Source organism: Roseateles sp. GW821-FHT09H10 (assembly GCF_059415865.1).
Genome location: NZ_JBWKOB010000006.1, coordinates 23,224 through 46,673, shown reverse-complemented (window position 1 = coordinate 46,673; position 23,450 = coordinate 23,224). Strand labels below are relative to the sequence as shown.

Annotated in this window: 19 protein-coding genes and 1 tRNA gene; 12 read left to right on the top strand and 8 right to left on the bottom strand. The window is 69.1% G+C overall.

Going from position 1 to position 23,450, the window contains the following annotated elements; genetic code table 11:
- Positions 1-32: 32 nt before the first annotated feature.
- The 4 genes from AC07OY_RS24015 to AC07OY_RS24000 form a co-directional block, all read right to left on the bottom strand.
- Positions 33-1,136, bottom strand: a complete 1,104-nt coding sequence (locus tag AC07OY_RS24015; RefSeq protein WP_495045102.1) for a response regulator — start codon at positions 1,134-1,136, stop codon at positions 33-35.
- 13 nt (positions 1,137-1,149) lie between these two features.
- Positions 1,150-4,047, bottom strand: a complete 2,898-nt coding sequence (locus AC07OY_RS24010) for a response regulator (protein ID WP_495045101.1) — start codon at positions 4,045-4,047, stop codon at positions 1,150-1,152.
- Between the two features lie 127 nt (positions 4,048-4,174).
- Entirely contained in the window at positions 4,175-4,585 is a 411-nt protein-coding gene (locus AC07OY_RS24005; protein WP_495045100.1) for an SRPBCC family protein, read from the bottom strand.
- Between the two features lie 100 nt (positions 4,586-4,685).
- Entirely contained in the window at positions 4,686-6,893 is a 2,208-nt protein-coding gene (locus tag AC07OY_RS24000; protein ID WP_495045099.1) for a C1 family peptidase, read from the bottom strand.
- A gap of 76 nt (positions 6,894-6,969) precedes the next feature.
- On the opposite strand from AC07OY_RS24000, the gene AC07OY_RS23995 reads away from it, so the two are divergent.
- A complete protein-coding gene (locus AC07OY_RS23995; RefSeq protein WP_495045098.1) occupies positions 6,970-7,944 on the top strand; it encodes a 2-dehydropantoate 2-reductase in 975 nt (324 codons plus the stop codon).
- Here the strand turns inward: AC07OY_RS23995 and AC07OY_RS23990 are convergent.
- Genes AC07OY_RS23990 through AC07OY_RS23980 form a run of 3 tightly spaced genes read right to left on the bottom strand, consistent with a single transcriptional unit; the run spans position 7,934 to position 9,475 of the window.
- Positions 7,934-8,434: a GNAT family N-acetyltransferase gene (locus tag AC07OY_RS23990; RefSeq protein ID WP_495045097.1), complete on the bottom strand. Its 501-nt coding sequence runs from the start codon at positions 8,432-8,434 to the stop codon at positions 7,934-7,936. The genes AC07OY_RS23995 and AC07OY_RS23990 overlap by 11 nt on opposite strands.
- Positions 8,424-8,996, bottom strand: a complete 573-nt coding sequence (locus AC07OY_RS23985) for an NnrU family protein (protein WP_495045096.1) — start codon at positions 8,994-8,996, stop codon at positions 8,424-8,426. The genes AC07OY_RS23990 and AC07OY_RS23985 overlap by 11 nt, the downstream gene beginning before the upstream one ends.
- 14 nt (positions 8,997-9,010) lie before the next feature.
- Positions 9,011-9,475, bottom strand: coding sequence for an Lrp/AsnC family transcriptional regulator (locus AC07OY_RS23980; RefSeq protein WP_495045095.1), 465 nt, complete (start codon positions 9,473-9,475; stop codon positions 9,011-9,013).
- Positions 9,476-9,597: 122 nt separating this feature from the next.
- Here AC07OY_RS23980 and AC07OY_RS23975 point away from each other — a divergent pair, with 122 nt between their 5' ends.
- From AC07OY_RS23975 to AC07OY_RS23965, 3 genes are all read left to right on the top strand, one after another.
- On the top strand, positions 9,598-10,692 hold the full coding sequence (locus AC07OY_RS23975) for a saccharopine dehydrogenase family protein (RefSeq protein WP_495045094.1): 1,095 nt from the start codon (positions 9,598-9,600) through the stop codon (positions 10,690-10,692).
- A gap of 8 nt (positions 10,693-10,700) precedes the next feature.
- Positions 10,701-12,221, top strand: coding sequence for an L-piperidine-6-carboxylate dehydrogenase (gene amaB, locus AC07OY_RS23970; protein ID WP_495045093.1), 1,521 nt, complete (start codon positions 10,701-10,703; stop codon positions 12,219-12,221).
- A gap of 54 nt (positions 12,222-12,275) precedes the next feature.
- Positions 12,276-12,360 (top strand) — tRNA-Leu (locus AC07OY_RS23965).
- 208 nt (positions 12,361-12,568) lie between these two features.
- On the opposite strand, the gene AC07OY_RS23960 is transcribed toward AC07OY_RS23965, so the two are convergent.
- A complete protein-coding gene (locus AC07OY_RS23960; RefSeq protein WP_495045092.1) occupies positions 12,569-14,599 on the bottom strand; it encodes a putative bifunctional diguanylate cyclase/phosphodiesterase in 2,031 nt (676 codons plus the stop codon).
- 116 nt (positions 14,600-14,715) lie between these two features.
- Between AC07OY_RS23960 and AC07OY_RS23955 the strand changes: the two genes are divergently transcribed.
- From AC07OY_RS23955 to AC07OY_RS23920, 8 genes are all read left to right on the top strand, one after another.
- The gene (locus AC07OY_RS23955) at positions 14,716-15,057 is read left to right on the top strand and encodes an HU family DNA-binding protein (protein WP_056194383.1); all 342 of its coding nucleotides are present in this window, start codon (positions 14,716-14,718) and stop codon (positions 15,055-15,057) included.
- Positions 15,058-15,069: 12 nt separating this feature from the next.
- Positions 15,070-16,101: a LacI family DNA-binding transcriptional regulator gene (locus AC07OY_RS23950; protein WP_495045091.1), complete on the top strand. Its 1,032-nt coding sequence runs from the start codon at positions 15,070-15,072 to the stop codon at positions 16,099-16,101.
- Positions 16,102-16,258: 157 nt separating this feature from the next.
- Entirely contained in the window at positions 16,259-17,617 is a 1,359-nt protein-coding gene (locus AC07OY_RS23945; protein ID WP_495045090.1) for a GH1 family beta-glucosidase, read from the top strand.
- 247 nt (positions 17,618-17,864) lie between these two features.
- Positions 17,865-19,166: a cyclic di-GMP phosphodiesterase gene (locus AC07OY_RS23940; protein WP_495045089.1), complete on the top strand. Its 1,302-nt coding sequence runs from the start codon at positions 17,865-17,867 to the stop codon at positions 19,164-19,166.
- Positions 19,167-19,219: 53 nt separating this feature from the next.
- Complete coding sequence (locus AC07OY_RS23935; RefSeq protein WP_495045088.1) at positions 19,220-21,298, top strand: putative bifunctional diguanylate cyclase/phosphodiesterase; 2,079 nt, start codon at positions 19,220-19,222, stop codon at positions 21,296-21,298.
- Positions 21,299-21,323: 25 nt separating this feature from the next.
- The gene (locus AC07OY_RS23930) at positions 21,324-21,647 is read left to right on the top strand and encodes a DUF1840 domain-containing protein (RefSeq protein WP_495045087.1); all 324 of its coding nucleotides are present in this window, start codon (positions 21,324-21,326) and stop codon (positions 21,645-21,647) included.
- Between the two features lie 2 nt (positions 21,648-21,649).
- Positions 21,650-22,291: a histidine phosphatase family protein gene (locus AC07OY_RS23925; RefSeq protein ID WP_495045507.1), complete on the top strand. Its 642-nt coding sequence runs from the start codon at positions 21,650-21,652 to the stop codon at positions 22,289-22,291.
- A 154-nt stretch (positions 22,292-22,445) separates the two neighbouring features.
- Positions 22,446-23,393, top strand: a complete 948-nt coding sequence (locus AC07OY_RS23920; RefSeq protein WP_495045086.1) for a porin — start codon at positions 22,446-22,448, stop codon at positions 23,391-23,393.
- The last annotated feature ends 57 nt before the right edge of the window (positions 23,394-23,450 follow it).

Genomic DNA, 23,450 nt, shown 5'->3' with positions numbered 1-23,450 from the left:
GGCGGGTTGGAAATGCGCCCATTCTCTTTGCATCACGGCGGATCGGCGTAGCGCTCGGCAATGGCCTGGAATTCGGCCTCGCAGGCGATGAAGGCGTCCACGACGTCGGGGTCGAAGTGGCTGGCCCGGCCGGCCAGCAGGATGTCGCGCGATTTCGCGTGGCTGAAGGCCGGCTTGTAGACGCGCCTGCTGATGAGGGCGTCGTAGACATCGGCCAGGGCCATCAGCCTCGCCGAGACCGGGATGGCATCGCCCGCCAGGCCCTGGGGGTAGCCCGAGCCGTCCCACTTCTCCTGGTGCGACAGCGTGATCTCCTTGGAGAAGCGCAGGAAGGGCATGTCGCGGCCCAGCGAGGCCTCGGCGCGCTGGATGGCCTCAAAGCCCAGCGTCGTGTGCGTCTTCATGACCTCGAACTCGTCAGCGTCCAGCTTGCCGGGCTTCAGCAGGATGCGGTCCGGGATGCCGACCTTGCCGATGTCGTGCATGGGCGCCGACTTGTAGAGCAGCTCGATGTTCTGCGGCGTCAGCAGGGCGGCGAAGCGGGGGTGGGCGCGCAGCTGCCCGGCCAGGCAGCGCACATAGTGCTGGGTGCGGCGCAGGTGGTTGCCCGTCTCGTTGTCGCGCGTCTCGCCCAGCGAGGCCATGGCCAGCACGATGACGTCCTGCAGGGCCTCGATCTCCTGCGTGCGCCGCTGCACCTCGGCCGCCAGGTAGTCGCTGCGGTCGCGCAGGAAGTCGGCGGCGGCCTTCAGCGTCAGGTGGGTGCGGATGCGCGCCATCACGATGGGCGGGCTGATGGGCTTGGTGATGTAGTCCACCGCACCCAGCTCCAGGCCCAGCCTCTCGTCGTCCACCTCCGCCTTGGCGGTGAGGAAGATGACGGGGATGTCGCGCGTGCGGGGCTCGGCCTTCAGGCCGCGGCAGACCTCGTAGCCATCCATGCCGGGCATGGTGATGTCCAGCAGGATCAGGTCGGGCCGGTGCTCGCCGCTGGCCAGGCGCAGGGCGCGTTCGCCCGAGTTGGCGACGATGACGCGGTAGCGGTCGCTCAGCAGGCCGACCATCAGGTCCAGGTTCTCCGGCGTGTCGTCGACGACCAGGACGACCGGAAGGGCTGGATGGGGAGTGCCGCTCATGCCGTCCTCCGTGTCAGGCTGGGATGTCGTGTTGCCGCAGGCATCGCTCGAGCACCTCCAGGGCCGCGTCGTGGTCGAACACCCGCACCGCTTCGGCGAAGGCCTTGTGGTCGGCGCCCATGGCCGCCTGCAGCAGCGCCGCGTGCCGGGCCGTGGCCTCGCGCACTTCCGGGAAGCCCTCCTGCAGCTGCCGCCTGAGCGCCAGGCTTACTTCGCGCCACTCGGCCAGGTCGCAGGCAGCGGCCGGGGCGGCAGCCACCGCGGGCAGGCAGCGGCGCAGATGGGCGAGCAGCTCGTCCAGGCGGGCCGTGGTTTCCAGCACCCGCTCGGACACTTCCGCGGGCGTACCTTGAAGCCCCTGCTCGAGGCGCCCGGCGCTGGCCTGCAGCGCGACCGCGCCGAGGTTGCCGGCCGTGCCCTTCAGCGTGTGGGCCAGGCGCAGCGCATCCGCCGCGCGGCCCTCGGCCAGGGCGGCCGCGAGCTGCTCGGCAAAGCGTCCCTGGCCGGCCAGGAACTGCTGCAGCACCGACACATAGAGGGCCGGCTTGTAGCCGCTGCGGCGCAGGCCGGTGTTGACGTCCAGGCCCGGGGCCTGGCGCAGCGCCTCGAGGGCGGCCTGCAGCGCGGCGGCGTCCTCGACGGCGCTCGCCATGGCACCGGACCGCGGGCGCGCTGCGACGGCTTCGGCCGGGCGCACCCAGGCCGCCACCAGCTCATAGAGGCGGTCGGGCTCGATGGGCTTGTTCAGGAAGGCGTTCATGCCGGCCTCGAGGCAGAGGCTGCGGTCGGCCTGCATGACGTTGGCCGTCATCGCGATGACGGGCAGCTCCGCCAGCTCGGGGCGGGCGCGGATGGCGCGCGCCGCCGTGGGGCCGTCCATCACGGGCATGTTCATGTCCATCAGCACGAGGTCGTAGGCTTGGTCGTGCAAGGCCTGCAGGGCCTGTTCGCCATCGACGCTGTCGTCGACGACGAGGCCGGCGTCGTGCAGCAGCTCGCCGACGATCTGGCGGTTGATGGCGTTGTCGTCCACCACCAGCACGCGCCTGCCGCGCAGCGGGCGCAGGGCCAGCAGGGCCGGCGATGGGGCGTCGGCCTGGGCGTCGTCGGCGGCCGGCGGCAGGCCGGCGACCAGGACGCGCATCAGCCGGTCCAGCAGTGTCGAGGGGTTGATGGGCTTGACCAGCACATCGTCGAACTGGCCCGGCGCGGCCAGACGCAGCGCCTCGTCGCGGTCGAAGGCCGTGATCAGCAGCTGGCGCGGCGTTGCCGCCAGCGCCAGGGCATGCAGGCGGTGGCTGGTCGCGAGGCCGTCCAGGCCCGGCATATGCCAGTCGATCAGCAGCGCGTCGAAGGGCTCGCCGGCGCTGTCGGCCTGGGCGACGGCCTCGATCGCGCTGGCGCCGTCGCCGCGCGCCTCGGCGCGGATGCCGAAGCCTTCCAGAGCGTCCACGAGCACGGTACGGGCGCTGTCGTTGTCGTCGACGACGAGGACGCGCCGGCCGCGCAGGTCGCGCGGACTGGCCGCCGGCGCGAGCTCGTGGCCCAGGCCCATGCGCGCCGTGAACCAGAAGGTCGACCCCACGCCGACGGCGCTGTGCACGCCGACCTCGCCGTCCATCAGGCCGGCCAGGCGCTTGGCGATGGCCAGGCCCAGGCCGGTGCCGCCGAACTGGCGGCTGGTGGAGCTGTCGGCCTGCTGGAAGCTCTGGAACAGCAGGGCGATCTGGGCCTCGTCCAGGCCGATGCCGGTGTCGCTGACCTCGAAGCGCAGCCTGACGTCGTCGGTGCCGGTGTCCAGCTTGCGCACCCGCACGACGACTTCGCCGCGGGCCGTGAACTTGACGGCGTTGCTGCCGTAGTTGATGAGGATCTGGCCCAGGCGCACGGGGTCGCCGACCAGGTGGTTGGGCACGCCGCGCGCGACGTCGAAGATCAGCTCCAGGCCCTTGGCGCTCGCCTTCTCGGAGATGACGGTGGCGAAGTCGTCCAGCACCGACGCGAGGCTGAAATCGATGCTCTCCAGCTCCAGCTTGTCGGCCTCGATCTTCGAGAAGTCGAGGATGTCGTTGATGATGTGCAGCAGGTGCTGGGACGACTGCCTGATCTTGCGCAGATAGTCCAGGCGCTGGCTCTCGCGCGCCGTGTTCAGGGCCAGGTGGGTCATGCCGATGATGGCGTTCATCGGCGTGCGGATCTCGTGGCTGACCGTGGCAAGAAAGGCCGACTTGTGGGCGCTGGCGGCCTCCAGCACGGCGGTGCGCTCGCGCACGCGCTGCTCGGTCAGGGCCTCGTTGAGGCGGCGGTTCTCGAAGCGCATGCGCACCGACTCGATCTGGGTGCGGGCGAACACATGGGCGTAGGCCATCATGAAGGCCAGCATCAGCAGCACGGCCAGCCCCATGACCAGGCCGATGGGGGCGGGATCGAGGGCGGCGCGCACGACCAGGGGCAGGGCGCAGGGCAGCAGGTTGGCGTAGGTCGCCAGCGTCAGCGGCGCCATGCTCGGCGCGACGCTGAGCATCATGCCCATCTGCAGCACCAGCAGCACCAGCAGGCGCAGCGGGTCGGCGTCGAAGAACAGCAGCCCCGACAGGCCCCAGACCGTGCCGACGGCGAAGTTGTAGGCCAGCAGCAGCCGCCACCAGCGGTCCAGGCGCCCGGCGGCCTGCCAGCGCAGGCGCAGCGGCGCGATCAGGTAGTAGGCGAGCAGCACCGCCACCAGCAGCCCCGCCCAGGCGAGGGTCAGGGGCCAGTCCAGCGGGCCGCGCAGGCTCAGACCGGTGATGAACAGGGGCACGGCCAGCACGCCGGACGCGACGCCGCTGCGCATGCTGCGCGCGACGGCGCCGAGGTGGACTTCCGCCGCCTCGTCCTCAGCGATGCCGGTATACGGCAACCCCTGCGTCATTCGGGCCTCCCTGGCCGTCGTTTTCATCGACGGGCCTCATCGGGCCCGCTGCAGATGAATCAGGATGTTACGGCTATCACTCGGCGTTTGGGTGCGGCAGGCGTGGCTCGAAAACCCGAGGGCTGCGTCAGGCGCCGACCGGGGCGGCCTCGGCGTGGGCCTTCATCGCCTGCAGGCCGGCTTCGATCATGCCGGCGACGGCGGGCGCCAGCGCGTGGGGCAGCAGGTCGGCGATCCAGACGACGCGGCAGCGCGCGCCGCCCTCGTCAAAGATCTGGGTCGAGGCGTTGTGGTGGGTCAGCCGCCCGCCGACGGCCGACCAGGCGATGCGGCGGGCCTGGTCGTCGATGTCGAGGATGAGCTCGCGCGCGCTCATGCCGTTGCCGAAGCGCAGCTGGCGCGCCTCGTCACCGCCCATCGCGCATTCGGTGACGAAGCCGGGCGCGAGGCGGGTGTGCAGGGCGCCGGCATCGCGCATCGCGTCCCAGAGGGCGGCGGCGGGGGTGTCGACGAGGATTTCGCGGTGGATCGAGGCCATGGCCATCTCCTGTAGTGGTGGCCCATGGTGTCCGCCCCGCCGCTGGCCTGCCCGCCGGAACCGGACATCTCCAACCGTCGCCAGGGTGTCAGTTCTTGCGTCAGTAGTCGAGCCACTCCATGGGGGCGACGAGGCCGGTGCCGCGGATGCGCTCCAGCGTGCCGGCGATGACGTCGATGTTGTTGTCGAAGCTGCCATGGCTGGCGGCAATCTGGTCGCCGGCCTTGGTCGTGCGGACCTTGGGCGAGGTGACGAGGTGCAGCAGCTCGCCGGCGGGCCAGAGCTTGAGCCAGGCGGCGACGTCGGCGTTCGGCGCCCCGTCCCACTGGTCGTCGCTCCAGAGCGGGTCGGCCGCGCACAGGGCGCGCTCCATGCCGAGCAGGGGCTGCTTGCGCACGTCGTCGAGCGCGCGCGAAACCAGGTAGAGCAGGGACTTGCCGTAGATATCGCGGTCGGCGCTGGGCAGGCCGTCTGCACGTTCGTTGGCGTCGGTCAGCACATGCAGGCGCAGGCGCTCCAGCGACAGCACGCCGGCCTGATGGGCCGCCCCGTAGTGCCGCACCGCGAAGCCGCTGGAACAGGCCGCGGCATAGAGCTCGCAGCTGGCGGCTTGCACGGGGGCGGCGCCGCCCAGGCGGCCCAGCAGATGGCCGAGCAGGATCGAGCCGGCCGAGTGGCCGATGAGATGGATCTCCAGCGTCCGGCCGCCCTGGGCCAGCGCATCGCGCAGCTCGCGCAGCAGGCGGGCTGAGAGGTCCAGCACATGGTCGGCCGTCGCGCCGCCGGCGGCGTTCTCGCGCATCTCGCTCCAGATGCCGCGCGCGAACTGGCGGCCGACGGCCTCGATGGCGCGGTCCTTGGCCTCGGCCGCCGCGTCGCGCATGCGGTCCAGCCAGGCATCGCTGCGGTCGGCCGATTCGACGACGCGATGCTTCAGATCCTCCAGCATGTCCTTCAGCGTCTCGCCGGGGCCGGTCTTCCAGGTGAAGAACAGCGGGTAGATGCCGTTGGCGAGGAAGTAGGGCGCCAGCACGCGGATGCGCTGCAGGGAGCCGCTCTCGTTGTTCAGGCCGCCATGGGCATAGAGGGCGAGCTTGACGGTCTTGTCCTTGCGCGCCTTGAACCAGGCCATGGGGCGCTCGACGACGATCTCGCGCGCCAGACCCTCGCGGTCGTGGCGGGCGCGGGTGAAGTCGGTGGCCATCAGCTGGCCGTCGTTGCCGGACACCAGGGTGTGGGTGTAGGCCTCGTCGGTGCGCAGCGGCTGGTAGGGCTTGTGGGCGAAGACGTGGTTGACGGGCCAGGGGTCGTCGCGCGGGTTGTCCTCGACGCGCAGCGTCGCGGCGACGTCGGCCAGGCCACGGCCCGCCATGGCGCGAAAGCCTCCCGCCACGGCGACGGGCTTGGCTTTGGTGGCGGCCTTGGCCGGCAGGGCCGGGCGGGCCTTCACGTCCGACAGGTCCTGGGGCACGCCCAGGGCCACGGCCCAGGCGTCGGTGCCATGGGTGATCCAGTCCTCGTAGCTCAGCACGGCGAAACCGCTGGCGCCCCAGCCCGTGCCCCAGCTGTTCTGCACGACGAAGCCACGCTCGTTGAAGCCGACCAGCGCAAAGGCGTGGTTGCCGATCTTGGACGTGCGGCCCTCGATGCGGGACAGCTTGTCGTGGCTGGAAGGCGCGGCGGTCACGTCGAGGTTGTTCCAGCCGTCGTGCACATCGGCCGACACATAGATGGCGCCGATCTCGTAGATGGCGGCCTGCATGTCGACGATGCTCTTCTTGTTGACGCGGTAATAGACACCCAGCGGCCGCGTCGTCGCGTCATCGTCCCAGCCGGCTGATGGGCGCTGAAAGACGCCGTTGCCGTCCTTGTCGATGGGAAAGGGCCAGAGCTTGGACGTGCACACGCCGTGCTTGTGCCAGCCCTTCAGCGCGCCGCGGCAGGACGAGCCTTCATAGTCCTGGCCAGGCCATTCGTCGTAGAGCCGGGCCAGCTCGTAGAACATGCGCGGGCTGACCTGCTCCGGCAGGCGGGCGCGCGGCGTGTCGAGGTGGCGCAGCCAGTAGAGATAGTTGGTCACGCAGGCCAGGCCGAAGCCGGTGCAGGCGCCTTCCTGGCCCTGGTTGAGGATGCGCCCAGCCTTCACATAGGCGGGCAGCAGGCGCTTCAGGTCGGCGTCCAGCGGCCAGCGGGCGGGCAGGGAACGCAGCGGCGAGCGATAGACGAGGTCGCGCAGGTCCAGGCGGTCGGGACGGGCGTCGAGCTTGGGGGTGGCGACGGTGGTGGTCTTTTTGGTCTTGGTGGCCATGGGTGTCTCCTCGAGAGGAGGGCGATCATGGCTGCGGGTCATCTCGGCCACAAGCCCACATGCGAGACTGGTCCCCATGTTTAAGGTCTGCATCGTCGGCCTGGGGGCCATCGGCGGCTGGATGGCCGCCTATCTGCAACGCGTCGAAGGACTGAGTGTCAGCGCGCTGGCGCGCGGCGAGACCTTGGCCGCGGTGCGCGAGCGGGGCCTGCGGCTGGACAGCACCGAGGACAGCTGGACCGTGCCGCTGCGAGTCAGTGGGGATGCGGCCGAGCTGGGCCCGCAGGACCTCGTCATCCTGGCCGTCAAGGGCCCGGCCATCGCCAGCGTGGCGGCCCAGGTCGCTCAGCTTTGCGGGCCGGATACGCGGGTGCTGACGGCGTTGAATGGCCTGCCCTGGTGGTTCACCGCCGGACTGGCCGTGCCGGGCCTGACCTTGAAGTGCGTGGACCCCGAGGGCTATATCTCGTTGCTGATCCCGCCGGAGCGTGTCATCGGCTGCGTCGTCCATGCCAGCTGCTTTGCCGAGGGGCCGGGGCATATCCGCCATGTGATGGGCAATGGCTTGCTGATCGGCGAGGCCGTGGGCGGCACGAGCGCCGCCGTCGATGCCTTGGCGACGCTGCTCGGCAATGCCGGCTTCGAGGCCAAGGCGGCGGAAAGCATCCAGCGCGACGCCTGGTACAAGCTCTGGGGCAATATGACGACCAACCCGGTCTCGGCGCTGACGCGCGCGACGACCGACCGCATCCTGGCCGACGACCTGGTGCGCGAGTTCACGACGGCCATCATGTTGGAAGCGGCGGAGGTCGGCGAGCGCATGGGCTGCCCGATCTCGCAGACACCCCAGGACCGCCACGCCATCACGCGCTCGCTGGGCGCCTTCAAGACCTCGATGCTGCAGGACATCGAGGCAGGCCGGGCCATCGAGGTCAACGCCCTGCTCGAGGCGCCGCGTGAGCTGGCTCAGCAACTCGGGGTGGCGACGCCGATGCTGGATGCCCTGCTGGGGCTGACGCGATTGATGGACAGCTGCCGGTCTAGCGCTTGATGCGGGCCCAGCGCTCGTGGTCGCGCCAGCGGCCGCCGATCTTCAGGTACCTGGGCGAATAGCCTTCGAGCACGAAGCCGCAGCGCTTCGCCAGCGCGATCGATGCGAGGTTGCCGGGCTGGATGTTGGCCTCGACCCGGTGCAGGCCCAGGTCCGCGAACGCATGCTTCACCACCGCGTTCAAGCCCTGTGTCATCAGTCCGCGGCCCTCGAAACCGGCGAAGGCGTAATAGCCCAGGTAGCCGCTGCGCAAGGCGCCCATGACGATGTTGGTCAGGTTGACGGCGCCCGCCAAGGCGCCGCCCACTTCCACGACAAAGCCGTGATGGGCTGTCGCGTCGAAGCGCGCCAGATAGCGGGCAAAGGCCGCCGCATCGCAGGGCGGCTGCACCCAAGGGCGGTGCAGTTTGCGGCTGGCGCGAGCCGCAGCGATGAAGGCGGCTTCATCCGCCGCCGTGACGGGGCGGATCACCGCCAGTTCAGCGGCCAAGAGGCGCAATGCCCAGCCAGGCCGCATGCGCCCAGAAGGCGAAGAAGGCCCACAGCGCAAAGCCGGCAATGACGGTGGCGACGGTGCCGGCCACGGTGCCGGGCGCAGCGGCCGGCGCAGGGCGGCGGCGTGCCGCGCGGAAGACCAGGATGGACCAGACCAGGAAACTGCCGAACAGCATCACATCGGCCAGCGTGTTGTTGGCGATCAGGTGGGCCAGGGCCCAGACCTTGACCGACAGCGTCATGGGGTGCTGCAGCTTGGCCTTGAAATGGTTGCGCGGCACATAGGCCGCGGCCATCAGGATCATGGCGATCAGCACCAGGGCCGCGGCCGCGTGGTTCATGCCGGGGATGGGCGCCCACAGCACGACGGGTGTCTGCCGCGCCTGCGAGTAGCCCCACAGGATCAGCCCGAAGCCAACGATGGAGACCCCCGTGTACAGGCCTTTCCAGGCCTTTTCGCCGAGGCGGGCCATCTGCGCCTCGCGCCATTGCGGCATCAGCGCGCGGGTCAGGTGGATGCCGATGAAGAGGAAGAGGCCGAGGGCGAGCCAGGTCATTGAAGGTCTCCGGTTCAGGTTTGTCTGTCGACGCGCAGCGCCAGCACCACCGAGCTGTTGGTGCGAAGCACGCCGTCGATCTCGCCGATCTCGTCGAGCAGGGCGTCGAGCCGGGCCGTAGTGTCGGCGCGCAAAAGCGCCATGTAGTCGAACTCACCACTGACGGAGGCGAGCTGGCGCAGCTCGGGCAGTTCTGATAGGCGCTTGACGACCTCGCGCCCGGCCTTGGGGCTGACGGTGATGCCGACAAAGGCCTGCACGCTGCGCCCCGCTTCGTCGCCGCCCAGCCGCGCCGTGTAGCCCACGATGCGGCCGCTGGCCTCCAGCCGCGCCAGCCGCGCGACAACGGTGGTGCGCGCCACGCCCAGCTTGCGCGCCAGCGTCGCCGTGCTCTCCCGCGCATTGGCCTGCAGCAGCAGGATCAGCCGGCGGTCGAGGTCGTCGGCCGAGGTGATCGGGTTTACCCTTGATTCATCCATATCGACGAATCATCGCGACGAATCGTCGAATCCGCAATTGATTTCGTCGGACTGGTGCTTTCTTTCGTCATCGCCCCTGCCTAGAGTGCCGGGCAAGACAACACACCTCCACGGAGCACCCCATGAAGATCGCCCTGCTTGGCGCCGGACACATCGGCCAGACCATCGCCCGCCTGCTGCACGCCACCGGCGACTATCAAGTGACGGTGCTGGACAAGAACGCCGGCTATCTGAAGGTGCTGGCCGCCGAGGGCATCGCCACGGCCGAAGTCGACAGCGACAACCGCGCCGCCCTGGCCGCCCAGCTGCGTGGCAAGGACGCCGTCGTCAACGCGCTGCCCTACCACCTGGCCATCACCGCGGCCGAGCTGGCGCTGGAGTGCGGCTGCCACTACTTCGACCTGACCGAGGACGTGGCCGCCACCAAGGCCATCATGAAGATGGCCCAGGGCGCCAAGACCGCCTTCATGCCGCAGTGCGGCCTGGCCCCCGGCTTCATCGGCATCGTGGCCCACCACCTGGCCAGCGGCTTCGACTCGGTGCGCGACGTGCAGATGCGCGTCGGCGCCCTGCCGGCCTTCCCGACCAATGCACTGAAGTACAACCTGACCTGGTCGGTCGACGGCCTCATCAACGAGTACTGCCACCCCTGCGAAGCCGTCCATGAGGGCGAGACCATCTCGGCGCTGCCGCTGGAAGGCCTGGAGCACTTCAGCCTGGACGGCACCGAATACGAGGCCTTCAACACCTCCGGCGGCCTGGGCACGCTGTGCGAGACCTGGGCTGGCAAGGTGCGAAACCTCGACTACAAGACCGTGCGCTACCCCGGCCACCGCGACCTGATGCAGTTCCTGCTGGGCGACCTGGGCCTGAAGGGCGACCAGAACCTGCTGAAGGACATCATGCGCAAGAGCATGCCCGCCACGATGCAGGACGTGGTGCTGGTGTTCGTGACCGTCTCCGGCCAGAAGAACGGCGTGCTGCTGCAGGAAGTCTTCGCCCGCAAGATCTTCGCCACGCGTGACGGCGCCCAGCCGCTGAGCGCCATCCAGATCACGACGGCCGCCGGCATCTGCGCCGCCGTCGACCTGTTCCGCGAAGGCAAGCTGCCGCAGAAGGGCTTCGTGCGCCAGGAAGAGGTCAAGCTGCCCGACTTCCTTGCCAACCGCTTCGGCTCGGCGTATCAACAATCCCGTCAAGTCGAGTCCATCTCCTGATCGGGACAATGCGGACCATGAAGCAACAAACCCTTTCCGTCCTCGACGCCCTCGGCGTCCACCTGCCGGCCTCCGGCGACCTGACCGTGCGCTCGCCCATCGACGGCGGCGTTCTGGCCCAGCTCCCGACCGCCAGCCGCGAAGACATGCAAGCCGCCATCGGCCGCGCCGCCGAGGCCTTCAAGGCCTGGCGCGTCGTGCCGGCGCCCAAGCGCGGCGAGCTGATCCGCCTGTTTGGTGAAGAGCTGCGCGCCCACAAGGCCCAGCTGGCCCAGCTGGTTTCGATCGAAGCCGGCAAGGTCACGAGCGAAGGCCTGGGCGAAGTCCAGGAAATGATCGACATCTGCGAATTCGCCGTCGGTCTGTCGCGCCAGCTGCATGGCCTGACCATCGCCAGCGAGCGCCCCGGCCATCGCATGATGGAACAGTGGCTGCCCCTGGGCGTCGTCGGCATCATCTCGGCCTTCAACTTCCCCGTGGCCGTCTGGGCCTGGAACTCCGCCCTGGCCCTGGTGGCCGGCGACACCTGCGTGTGGAAACCGTCCGAGAAGACGCCGCTGACCGCCCTGGCCACGCAGGCCCTGTTCGAGCGCGCGCTGAAGGCCTATCGCGCCGCCGGCAACGCCGCGCCTGACGGCCTGTCCGAGCTGATCATCGGCCGCGCCGACGTGGGCGAAGCCATGGTGGACGACGTTCGCGTCGCCCTCGTCTCGGCCACGGGTTCGACCCGCATGGGCCGCGCCGTCGGCCCGCGCGTGGCGGCACGCTTCGGCCGCTCGCTGCTGGAGCTCGGTGGCAACAACGCCATCATCGTGACGCCCAGCGCCGACCTGGAACTGGCCGTGCGCGGCATCCTGTTCGGCGCCTACGGCACGGCCGGCCAGCGCTGCACGACGACGCGCCGCGTCATCGCCCACGAGAGCATCCATGACGCCCTCGTCGAGCGCCTCGACCGCGCCCGCGCCCAGCTGCCCATCGGTTCGCCGGTGGAGCAGGGCACGCTGATCGGCCCGCTGATCGACGCGCAGTCCTTCGACGCGATGCAGTTCGCGCTGAATGCCGCTCGCGAGCAGGGTGGCCAGGTCAGCGGCGGCGAGCGCGCCCTCACGGATCGCTTCCCCGAGGCCTATTACGCCGTGCCGGCCCTGGTGCGCATGCCTTCGCAAACCGAAGTGGTGTGCCACGAGACCTTTGCGCCCATCCTGTACACGCTGAAGTACAAGACGCTGGAAGAAGCCATCGAGCTGCAGAACGGCGTGCCGCAAGGCCTGTCGAGCGCCATCTTCACGACCGACATCCGCGAGGCCGAGCGCTTCATGAGCGCGTCGGGCAGCGACTGCGGCATTGCCAACGTCAACATCGGCACGTCCGGCGCGGAGATCGGCGGCGCCTTCGGTGGCGAGAAGGAAACCGGCGGTGGCCGCGAGAGCGGCTCGGATGCGTGGAAGGCCTATATGCGCCGCACCACCAACACCGTGAACTATTCGAGCGAGCTGCCTCTTGCTCAGGGAGTGAAGTTCGACATCTGAGTCGACTTCATCGGGGAGGGCAAAAAACTGGGCTATAGTCCGGCCTCCCTGAAAGCCCAGGTGGCGGAATTGGTAGACGCACTAGTTTCAGGTACTAGCGGGTAACTCCGTGGAGGTTCGAGTCCTCTCCTGGGCACCAAACAAAAGCAAAAGGCCAGCACGAAAGTGCTGGCCTTTTGCTTTTGGTGCTCAGGAGAGGACTCGAAGGGCACGTGACCGGGGACCGAGGACAAGCCCTGCGGCTTGTCCGACGCCTCGGTGAAGGCTTGGCGCCTGCAAGCGCCGAGCCGTCTGCCGGGGTCGCCGGAGGTGACCGAGTCCCCGCTGAATGGCCCTCGATGGGCCGTTCAGCGTGTCGTGGCGGAAAACCAGCGCTCTTCAAATTCCCGCGCCGGCACGCCCTTCCCAAACCACCACCCCTGCCCCCAATCACACCCCATGTCGCGGAGCATGTGAGCCTGCGCCTCCGTCTCCACCCCCTCCGCCACCACCTCCATCCCCAGCTCATGCGCCATCGTCACGATGGCCCGGCACAGGGCCAGCGCCTTGCCGCCGCCTTCGAGTCCGGCGACGAAGCTGCGATCGATCTTCACGGTGTCGATCTCGTGGTGCTGCAGATAGCTGAGTGACGAATAGCCTGTCCCGAAGTCGTCCAGCGAGATTGCCAGCCCCGCCTCGCGCAAGGCCCGCAACCGCTCGGCCACCGCCTCGTCCCTTTCCAGCAGCAGCCCCTCGGTGATCTCCACCGCCAGCGCGTCGCCGCTCAGCCCCAGGCCGCGCAGATGCAGCACCCAGTCCGGCTGCACGCGATGGCTGCGTTCGCTGAGGAACTGCACCGGCGACTTGTTGATGCTGATCTGGAAGCCCTCATGCCCCGCGGTGCGCCAGGCCGCGGCCTGGGCGGCCGCCTCGCGGAACACCCAGTCGCCGATGTCGACGATGAGGCCGCTGGTCTCGGCCAGCGGGATGAACTGCGCCGGGCTGACATCGCCCAGGGTCGGGTGCTTCCAGCGCAGCAGGGCCTCGGCCTTGCGCGGCGCCGCGCTCGGATCGCGCAGCGACAGGATGGGCTGGTAGACCAGGCTGAACTGCCCCAACGCCAGCGCTTCGCGCAACTCGCCGGCCAGTTTGGCGCGTCGCTGTGCCGCCTCGTGCAGGGCCGGCGTGAACAGGCTCATGCGGTTGCGGCCGGCGCCCTTGGCTTCGTACAGCGCCTGGTCGGCGTGCTTGAACAGGGCCTCGATCTCGACGCCGTCGCGCGGCGCCAGGCTGACGCCGATGCTGGCCGAGACATAGACGCGCTCGCCGCTGACGTCGAAGGTCGCCGACAGCGCCTCCAGCAAATCATGGCCGACGCGCGCTGCGGCGGCCGCCGCATCCCCTGAGGCCAGCAGCACGGTGAACTCGTCGCCGCCCATGCGCGCGACGACGCCGCCCGCCGGCATGCAGTCCTGCAGCCGGCCGGCCACCTGCACGAGCAGGGCGTCGCCGACGTCGTGGCCGAGCGAGTCGTTGATCTCCTTGAAATGGTCCAGGTCGACGAACATGACGGCCAGCTCCTCGCCCCGCATGGCGCGCAGGGCCAGCGCGCGCTCGATGCGCTCGCGCAGGGAGCGGCGGTTGGGCAGGCCGGTCAGCGTGTCGACGCGGGCCTGCTGCCAGAACAGGGCCTCCTGGCGCTTGCGGTCGGTGATGTCGGTGTGCGTGCCCACCATGCGCAGTGGCCGCCCCTCGGCATCGCGCTCGATGACCATGCCGCGGCTGAGGATCCACTTCCAGGTGCCGTCCTTGGCCAGCACGCGGTGTTCATTGCGGTAGACGGCGGTGCGGCCAGCGAAATGGTCATCGCGGTCCTTGTCCATCTGCGCGAGGTCGTCGGGATGGGTGCGCGCGTCGAAGGCCTCGGGCGTTGCGTCGACATCGCCGGGCTCGAAGCCGTACAGGCGCAGATAGCGTTCGGAGAAGTATTCGATGCCGGCCTGCACATGCCAGTCCCAGACGCCGTCGCCGCTGCATTCCAGGGCCAGCTTCCAGACTTCATCGGCCTCGCGCAGCCTGGCCTCGGCCGAGCGCCTCGCGCCGATGTCGGTATGCGTGCCCAGCCACAGCGGCGAATCCGGCAGGCGCTGGGCCTGGGCCAGCACCCATTGGTGGCCGATGCGGTACTCCATGTCGAAGCGGCCGCTGCGCTGCGCCTCGGCCCAGCGTTCGGCGAAGGCGGTGCGGTCGTCGGCGTGCAGCCAGTTCGCCAGCAGCGTGGGCAGGGCGGGGCGGTTCAGCGCCTCGGCCAGGCGCGCGTTCATCCACAGCAGACGGCCTTGCGCATCGGCCTTCCAGACCTGTTGGGGCAAGGCGTCGAGCAAGGAGGCAAAGTGCACGGGCGGAGGCATCGGCGATGGATACGGGACTCTGCCGAGACTGTATGCCCCTCGCGATAGGCCACAATCGCGCCCGCCCGAGCCGTTCGGGCGCGTTTTTGGACGAGACCCCCCGCATGAACAAGACCGATCTGATCGAACACCTGGCCGCCAAGCACGAGCTGAGCAAGGCCGAAGCCGGCCGCGTCCTCGAGACCCTGCTGGACGCCATCGTCACCACCGTCAAAAAGGGTGGTGCCGTGTCGATCCCGGGCTTCGGCTCCTTCAAGCAGCACGCCCGTGCCGCCCGCAACGGCGTGAACCCCAGCACCGGCGCGAAGATCAAGATTGCTGCCGCCAAGCTGCCGAAGTTCACCGCCGGCGCTGGCTTCAAGGCCGCCGTCGACCCCAAGGCCGCTGCCAAGAAGGCTGCTGCCAAGCCCGCCGCCAAGCCGGCCGCCAAGGCCAAGAAGAAGTAATTCTTCGTGGCGATGAGCTCGCGCGGTACCAGCCCCACCATCGTCGACGTTGCCCGCGAGGCGGGCGTGTCGATCAAGACGGTATCGCGCGTGCTCAACCATGAGCCCGGCGTGCATGAAAGCACCCGGGATCAGGTGCTCAAGGTGGTGGAGGCCCTGCGCTACCGGCCCAAGCAGTCGGCACGCAGCCTCGCAGGTGGACGGTCCTTCCTGATCGGCCTGCTCTATTACGACCCCAGCGCGATCTTCGTCGGCAGCGTGCAGCAAGGCGCGACGCTGCGATGCCGCGAGCTGGGTTATCACCTCGTTGTCGAGTCACTTCACAACGATGCGCCCGATCTGCGCCAGCAGATCGACCGCATGGTGCTGGCACTGCGGCCGGACGGCATGATCCTGACGCCGCCGCTGTGCGACAACCCCGAGGTGCTCGCCGCCCTGCGCGAGAGCGGTACGCCCTGTGTGCTGATGTCGCCCGAGCGTGACCTGCGTGGCGTGCCTTCGGTGCGCATGGACGATGTGCATGCGGCCGAGGAGATCACCAATCTGCTGCTCAGCCTGGGCCACCAGCGCATCGCCTTCATCAAGGGGCCGGCCGACCAGTCGGCCAGCGGCCTGCGCTACCAGGGCTTCGTCAATGCGCTGCGCGCGCATGGCCTGGAGCCCGACCCCGAGCTGATCCAGCCCGGCGCCTTCACTTTTGAAAGCGGCCGCGACGCCGCCCACCAGCTGCTGAGCCGCCGCCAGCGCCCGACCGCCGTCTTCGCCAGCAATGACGACATGGCCCTGGGCGTGCTCGCCGCCGCCCAGCGCCTGGGCCTGGCCGTGCCTAACGAACTGTCGGTGGCCGGCTTCGATGATTCGCCGACGGCCGCCCTGGTCTGGCCGCCGCTGACCACCGTGCGCCAGCCGGTCGCCGAGATGGCGCGCACGGCGGTGGAAATGCTGGTCACGGGCCAGCGCGCCGAAGCCCCGGCCGATGAGGCCGATCTGCACAAGGTGCTGCCGCACGAGCTCGTCGTGCGCGACTCCACGCGCGCCCGCTGAGGCGGCGCGCCACGCTTTCATTCCCGTGGCGCTGAAGCGCCGCCAGCCCGCGGCCGTTATCGCTATCAAAGCTAATTGACAGCGTTGTCATCAATCGGGCAAGATGCCGGACGATTTCGCGGCGCCCCGCCTTCGACCCGCCCTTCCTGCCCCAGCCATGAGCCTTCCCAACCTCGACCGCATCGACCCCGCCGCCCTCGCCCAATCCTTCCCGCCCGGCTTTCTCTGGGGAGTCGCCACCAGCGCCGCGCAGATCGAGGGCGCCGCCTTCGAGGACGGCAAGGGCGCGTCCATCTGGGACCATTTCTGCCGCCAGCCCGGCCGCATCAAGGACGCCTCCAACATCGACGTCGCCTGCGACCACTACCACCGCTTCCGCGATGACGTCGCGCTGATGAAGGGCCTGGGCCTGGATTGCTATCGCTTCAGCTTCGCCTGGCCGCGCGTGCAGCCGCTGGGGCAGGGCGCCTGGAATGAGGCCGGCTTTGCCTTCTACGACCGTCTCATCGACGCCCTGCTCGAAGCCGGCATCCAGCCTCACGCCACCCTCTACCACTGGGACCTGCCCCAGGCCCTGGACGAGAGCATCGGCGGCTGGCTGTCCCGCGAGGTCGTGGGCCGCTTTGCGGACTATGGGGCCGAGGTCGCGCGCCGCTTCGGCGACCGCCTGGCCAGCATCGCGACGCACAACGAGCCCTGGTGCACGGCCACCTTGGGCTATGAGACGGCGCAGTTCGCGCCCGGCCATACCAGCCGCGCCGAGAGCCTGCAGGTGGCCCACCACCTGATGCTGTCCCATGGCGACGCGATTGCCGCCATGCGCGCCGTCACCAAGACCAAGCTCGGCATCGTCCTCAACCACACGCCGTCCTTCCCGGCCACGCCCAACGAGGCCGACCGCCGCGCCGCACGCATCGACGACGGGCTCAACGTGCGCTGGTATATGGACCCCATCTTCCGCGGCGCCTATCCGGCCGATGCGCTGGAGTTCGTTGGCGCCGATGCGCCCCAGGTCGAGGCCGGCGACCTGGACCGCATCCACCAGCCGCTGGACTTCCTGGGCATCAACTTCTACACGCGCAGCCTCTTCGGCGCCGACGGCAAGACCGTGCCGGGCCCCGGCAAGCGCGGCTTCACCGACATGGGCTGGGAGATCGTGCCCGAGGTCTTCGCCCAGCATCTGGTGCGTCTGGCCCGCGAGTACAACCCGCCGCCGATGTACATCACCGAGAACGGCATGGCGAACGCCGATCGCGTCATCGACGGCCGGGTGCCGGACACCGAACGCATCGCCTACCTGTCCGCCCATCTGCAGGCCCTGTCCATGGCCATGCACCTGGGCGCCGACGTGCGCGGCTATTTCTATTGGAGCCTGCTCGACAACTTCGAGTGGAACTCCGGCTACGACAAGCGTTTCGGCCTTGTCCATGTCGACTACGAAACCCAGCAGCGCCTGCTCAAGGACAGCGCCCACTGGTATCGGGACTTCATCGCCCGCCATCACCAGCACCGCTGAGGGCTTCGGCGCCTCTCGCGCAAGCCCTCGGGTATGCATTCCTCCGCGTTTGCCCCGACTAAGCGGCGGGAAATCGGTCACGTTCAGGCGCTAAGCTCCGAGTTGCGCCTCGCCTGGGTTTTTTCCCGGGCAGGAACAGGCGCATTCGACCGATTTGACGTATAGCAGGAGGCCGGCTCGGGGACTCTGGCGTTTTTGCCGGAGCTTGAGCCGAGTCGAGGGTGCCCGGCGCACGGGTTTTGAGCGAATGCAGGATAGAACCAGCGATCCACTGATCGATGTCAGCCAGTTGACGGTCGGGATGTTCATTCATCTGGATCTCGGCTGGATGTCGCATCCCTTCCCGCTGTCGAGCTTCAAGATCGCGTCCAGTGATCAGTTGCTGATCCTGCGCCGCCTGGGCCTGACCCAGGTGCGCTGGAGCCCTGCCAAGAGCGACCTGTCGCTGCAGTCCTCCGAAGAGGTGTCGGCCGCAGATGCCGACGGCGCCGCTCCTGCCGTCGACCCCTCCGCGCCTGCGCAACCCAGCCCCGAAGACCTCGCCCGCGAGGCCCATCGCCGCGCGCTGGCGGCCCAGCAGGAGGCCCTGCGCCTGTGCGAGGAACAGTACGGCGAGGCCGCCGACGGCTTCCGCGTCGTCATGGAGCAGGTCCAGTCCGACCCGCACGCCGCCCGTGCCCAGGCCGAGGCCCTGACCGCCGCCCTGCTCGACAAGATGCTGGTCGAGGGTGATCTGAATATGCGGCTGCTCAACGAAGCCGCCGGTGACCGCAGCACGGCGCATGCGCTGAACGTCTGCATCATTGCCCTGCTGCTCGGCCGCGCTTTCGGCCTCGGCCGCGACGAGATGATGGACCTCGGCGTCGGCTCCCTGCTGCACGACGTCGGCAAGCTCGAGGTCGCCGCCCGCCTGCGCCACCGCGACGAGAGCTTCACGGCCGCCGAGACCCAGGCCTACCAGCAGCACGTCGTCAAGGGCGTGGCCATCGCCCAGACCATGGGCCTGGCGCCCGGCCCCCTGCTCATCGTCGCCCAGCACCATGAGCACGCCGACGGCAGCGGTTTTCCGCAGCGCATCAACATGGACCGCATGAGCACCGGCGCGCGCATCGTCGCCCTGGTGAATCGCTTCGACGGCCTGTGCAACCCGCTGATCACCTCCAAGGCCATGACGCCCCACGAGGCGCTGTCGCTGATGTTCGCCCAGGGCCGCAACCGCTTCGACGCGACCATGCTGAACGCCTTCATCCGCATGATGGGCGTCTACCCGCCGGGCTCCACCGTGCAACTCACCGACGACCGCTACGCCCTCGTCGTGTCCGTCAACTCGGCACGGCCGCTGAAGCCCCGCGTCATGGTCCATGACGTCAAGGTGCCGAAGGAAGAGGCGTTGATCCTCAACCTGGAAGAGATGCCCGATCTCGGCATCCGCCGCAGTCTCAAGCCCCAGTTCCTGCCGCGCGCCTCGCTGGACTACCTCAGCCCGCGCGCCCGCATCGCCTATTTCTTCGACGCCGCCAGCACCGGGCCAGGGGAGCTCAGCACGTGACTGCCGGTCGCGAGGCGACTCCTGCCTTGCCCCGCGTTCCGGAGGCGCCGTCCGTGATCGGCGCACTGCTGGAAGGCCTTCCCGAGCCCGCCTGGCTGGTGGACGGAGAAAGCCTGACGGTCAGCGTCGTCAACCGCGCCGCCCTGCGCCTGCTCGGCCTGAAGCCGGAGCGCGCCCTCGGCCAGCCGCCCGCCGCGCTGTGCGGTTCGCTGGAAGACGAAGCCTTCTGGCAGGGCGCGGCTCGCGACCCCTTCGCCCGCATCCGCTCCGACACCGTGCTGACGCACAGCGACGGCCAGCCGCGCTGGGTCAGCCGCAGCATCAGCCCCATCCATACGCCCGAAGGCGGCCGCTACTGGCTGGTGCTTCTGCATGACCAGACCCGCCGCCGCCGCGCCGAGGCCGAGCGCGAGACCCTGCTGGCCGAGCTGCGTGCCACGCTCGAATCCACCGCCGACGGCATCCTCGTCGTCGACCTGGGCGGCCGCGTGCGCAGCTTCAACCGCCGCTTTGCCAAGCTCTGGGGCCTGCCCGGCGGCCTGCTGCATGAACCCGGCGACGCCGGCCTGTGGCTGAGCCTGCAGCGCGTCATGCGCGACGGCGAGCAATACCGGCTGCGCATCGAGGCCCTGCTGGACGCGCCGCTGATGCGCTCCAGCGACATGCTGCGCCTGGCCGACGGCCGCGTGTTGGAGCAGGTCTCGCTGCCGCAGATGAGCCGCGGCGAGCCCATTGGCCGCGTGTTTTCCTTCCGTGACCTCAGCGAGAAGCTGGCGGCCCACCAGCGCATCGAGGAGCTCGGCCGCTCCGACGCGCTGACCGGCGCGCCCAACCGCCGCGCCCTGGCCGATCGCATCGTGCAGCAGATGGCCGCCGTCAACACCGGTGAGCCGCCGCCGGCCTTCGCGCTGCTGCACCTGGACCTGGACCGCTTCAAGCAGATCAACGACACCCTGGGCCACAGCTATGGCGACCGCGTGCTGCGCGAGGTCGTCGAGCGCCTGCGTGGCGCCGTCGGCGCCAGCGACACCCTGGCCCGCCTGGGGGGCGACGAGTTCGCCCTGCTGATCGACGGCGCCCAGATGTTCGAGGCCGAGGCCGCCGCCCGCCATGTGCAGGAGCTGCTGGCCCAGCCCTTCAGCTTCGACACCCTGAGCTTCACCGTCACGGCCAGCTGCGGCATCGCCCTGCACCCGGGCGACGGCGGCTCGCCCGACGAGCTGATGGCCAGCGCCGAGCGCGCCATGCACTGGGTCAAGGAGAGCGGCCGCGCGGGTTTTCGCTTCCATGTGCCGCGCAAGGAAGTCGACCTGCTGTCGCGCATGCGCCTGGATCACGACATGCGCCAGGCCCTGGCTGAGGGGCGCTTCCGCCTGCATTACCAGCCCCAGGTGGAACTGGGCAGCGACCGCGTCATCGGCGCCGAGGCCCTGATCCGCTGGCGCGACCCGCAGCGCGGCGACATCTCGCCCGCCGAGTTCATCCCGCTGGCTGAGGAGAGCGGCTTCGTCGTCGCCATCGGCGAATGGGTGCTGCGTGAAGCCGTCGGCCAAGCCGCCTACTGGTTGAGCCGCGGCCTGCGCATGCCGGTGGCCGTCAACGTGTCGGCCCTGCAGTTCCAGCAGGCGCATTTCGTCGAGACCGTGGCCGAGGCGTTGCGCGAAGCCACGCTGCCGGCCAGCCTGCTCGAACTGGAGCTGACCGAGGGCGTGCTGCTGGGCGACGCGGACGAGGCGCTGAAGCGCATGCGCGCCCTGGCCGCCCTGGGCGTCACGCTGTCCATCGACGACTTCGGCACCGGCTACTCCTCCCTGGGCTATCTGAAGCGCTTCCCCATCCAGCGCCTGAAGATCGACCGCAGCTTCGTGCAAGGCCTTCCCAACGACCCCAGCGACGTCGGCATAGCGAACGCCATCGTGCAGATGGGTCGGGCCCTGGGCCTGCAGGTCATCGCCGAGGGCGTCGAGACCGAAGCCCAGCGCGACTTCCTGGCCCAGGCCGGCTGCCATGAGTTCCAGGGCTATCTGTTTGCCAAGCCGCTGCGGCCCGAGGAATTCGAGCAGCGCGTGCGGCCACGCCGCCACGTCGTCGACTCGCCGGTCTCCGGTTGGCTGGGCCTCGCGAGCGGCTGAATCCCGCGCGGCGCACAATGCCGCCATGCTCTACCGCTTCAAATCCAAGGCTGGTGCCGACGTCATCATGATGGCCGACTCGGCCGATGCCGTGCTGCGCCTGATGGGGCGTGCGCCCGCCCCTCAAGGCATCCTCGAAACCGCCGTCCTGCCAGCCCTGATCCAGGCCCTGGAAGCTGGCGTGGCCGCTGATGAAGCGCAATTCCAGCGCGCCATAGACGACGCCAAGGCCGCCGGCGAGGCCGTGCCGCGCCGCCAGGGCGTGTCCCTGCGCCAGCGTGCCTGGCCGCTGCTCGAGCTGATGCAGCGCAGCGTGAAGGAAAAAGCTGACGTCGTCTGGGGCGTCTAGTGCTGGAAGAAGCCACCCGCGTCATCCTGATCCGCCACGGCGAAACCGCCTGGAATCGCGCGACTCGCATCCAGGGGCATACCGACATCCCCTTGAGCACGCTGGGCCAGGCGCAGGCCGAGAGGCTGGCCGAGGCGCTGGCCGACGAGGCGCTGGCGGCCATCTATTCCAGCGACCTCAGCCGCGCTCGCGAGACCGCCGAGGCCGTCGCCCGCGTGCAGGGCGTCGGGGTTCACTTCGACGTGGCCTTGCGCGAGCGCGCCTTCGGCCGCTTCGAGGGCCTGAGCTGGGCGGAGATTGATCAGGGTTATCCCGATGATGCCGCCCGCTGGCGGCGCCGCGAGCCCGACTTCCCTGTCGGTGGTGGCGAGAGCCTGACGGTCTTCAGCGCGCGCTGCCTGGCCGCCGCGCGCCGCGCCGCCGCTGCCCATCCGGGCCAGAGCATCGCGCTGGTCGCCCACGGCGGCGTGCTGGACTGCCTCTACCGGGCCGCCACCCAGGTCGCCCTGGACGCCCCGCGCAGTTGGCAACTGGGCAATGCCACCATCAACCGGCTGCTCGCGACGCCCGAGGGTTTCACCCTGGTCGGCTGGAACGATGACCGGCATCTGGCCGGCCTGAGCGCCGACGACATCGCCGCCTGAAACCGCCCGGCGGGCTTTTCAAGGTCCCTAGGCCCACTGTTGCATCCACGCGTCGCTCCATTCGGGCGCGGCAAAAGCCGCTCCTATACTGGCCGCCACTTGTCCTTCTAGGCAGGGCTGCAGGCCCCGCCCAACCTTTCTGCAAAGGCAAACGATGAAGAAGATTGCACTCGTCGCCGCTCTGGCCGCTACCGCCGCCGCTCCGGCTTTCGCTCAAAGCGTGACCCTGTGGGGCCGCCTGAACACCACGGTCGAAAGCCAGAAGTTCGGCTCCCAAGACCGCAAGATCGTTGTGCAAAACAACTCTTCGCGTCTGGGCTTCAAGGGCAGCGAAGACCTCGGCGGTGGCCTGAAGGCTTCCTTCTCGCTGGAACACGGCGTGAACAGCGACACCGGCGCCGCTACCGGCGGCACCACCTTCTGGAACCGCGCTTCGTGGGTTCAGCTGGAAGGCCAGTTCGGCGGCATCCGCCTCGGCAAGTGGTTCCCGGGCTCGTACTTCGCCACCGCTGACTACGTCAGCAACCACAACCACGACACGGGCACCTCGTCCGACTCGCTGTACGCGACCCAGTTCTACACGAACAACAAGGTCTCCTACTTCACGCCGACCGTGGCCGGCTTCTCCGCCGAGCTGTCGGTGGCCGCTGGTGAGAACACCACGACCCGCGCTCAAGACGTCGCCGTCAACTACGACATGGGCCCCGCCCACTTCGGTTTCGGCTACGAGAAGAAGGGTTCCTTCAACCAGTTCGCCGTCCGCGGCCTGTATGAGTTCGGCCCCGTGGTCATCGGTGGCTACGTCCAGCGCGCTGAGAACGTGTTCGGCGGCGTCCAGAAGAACTGGAACGTCTGGCGCGCTTCCGGCATGTACGTCATGGGCCAGTCCGAGTTCCACCTGAACTTCGGCAAGGCTGACAACATCAACGTCAACGACGGTGCCAAGCAGCTGACGGTTGGCTACAACTACAACCTGAGCAAGCGCACCAAGGTCTACGGCTTCTGGACCAAGACCGACAACCAATCCGCCGGCAACTACTTCACCGGCGTTGCTGGTCAAGACTTCAGCTCGCTGGCTGCTGGTGTCCGCCACAACTTCTGATCCTTCGGGACCAGATGCAAGAAAGCGCCCCGCGGGGCGCTTTTTTCATGGGCGTCT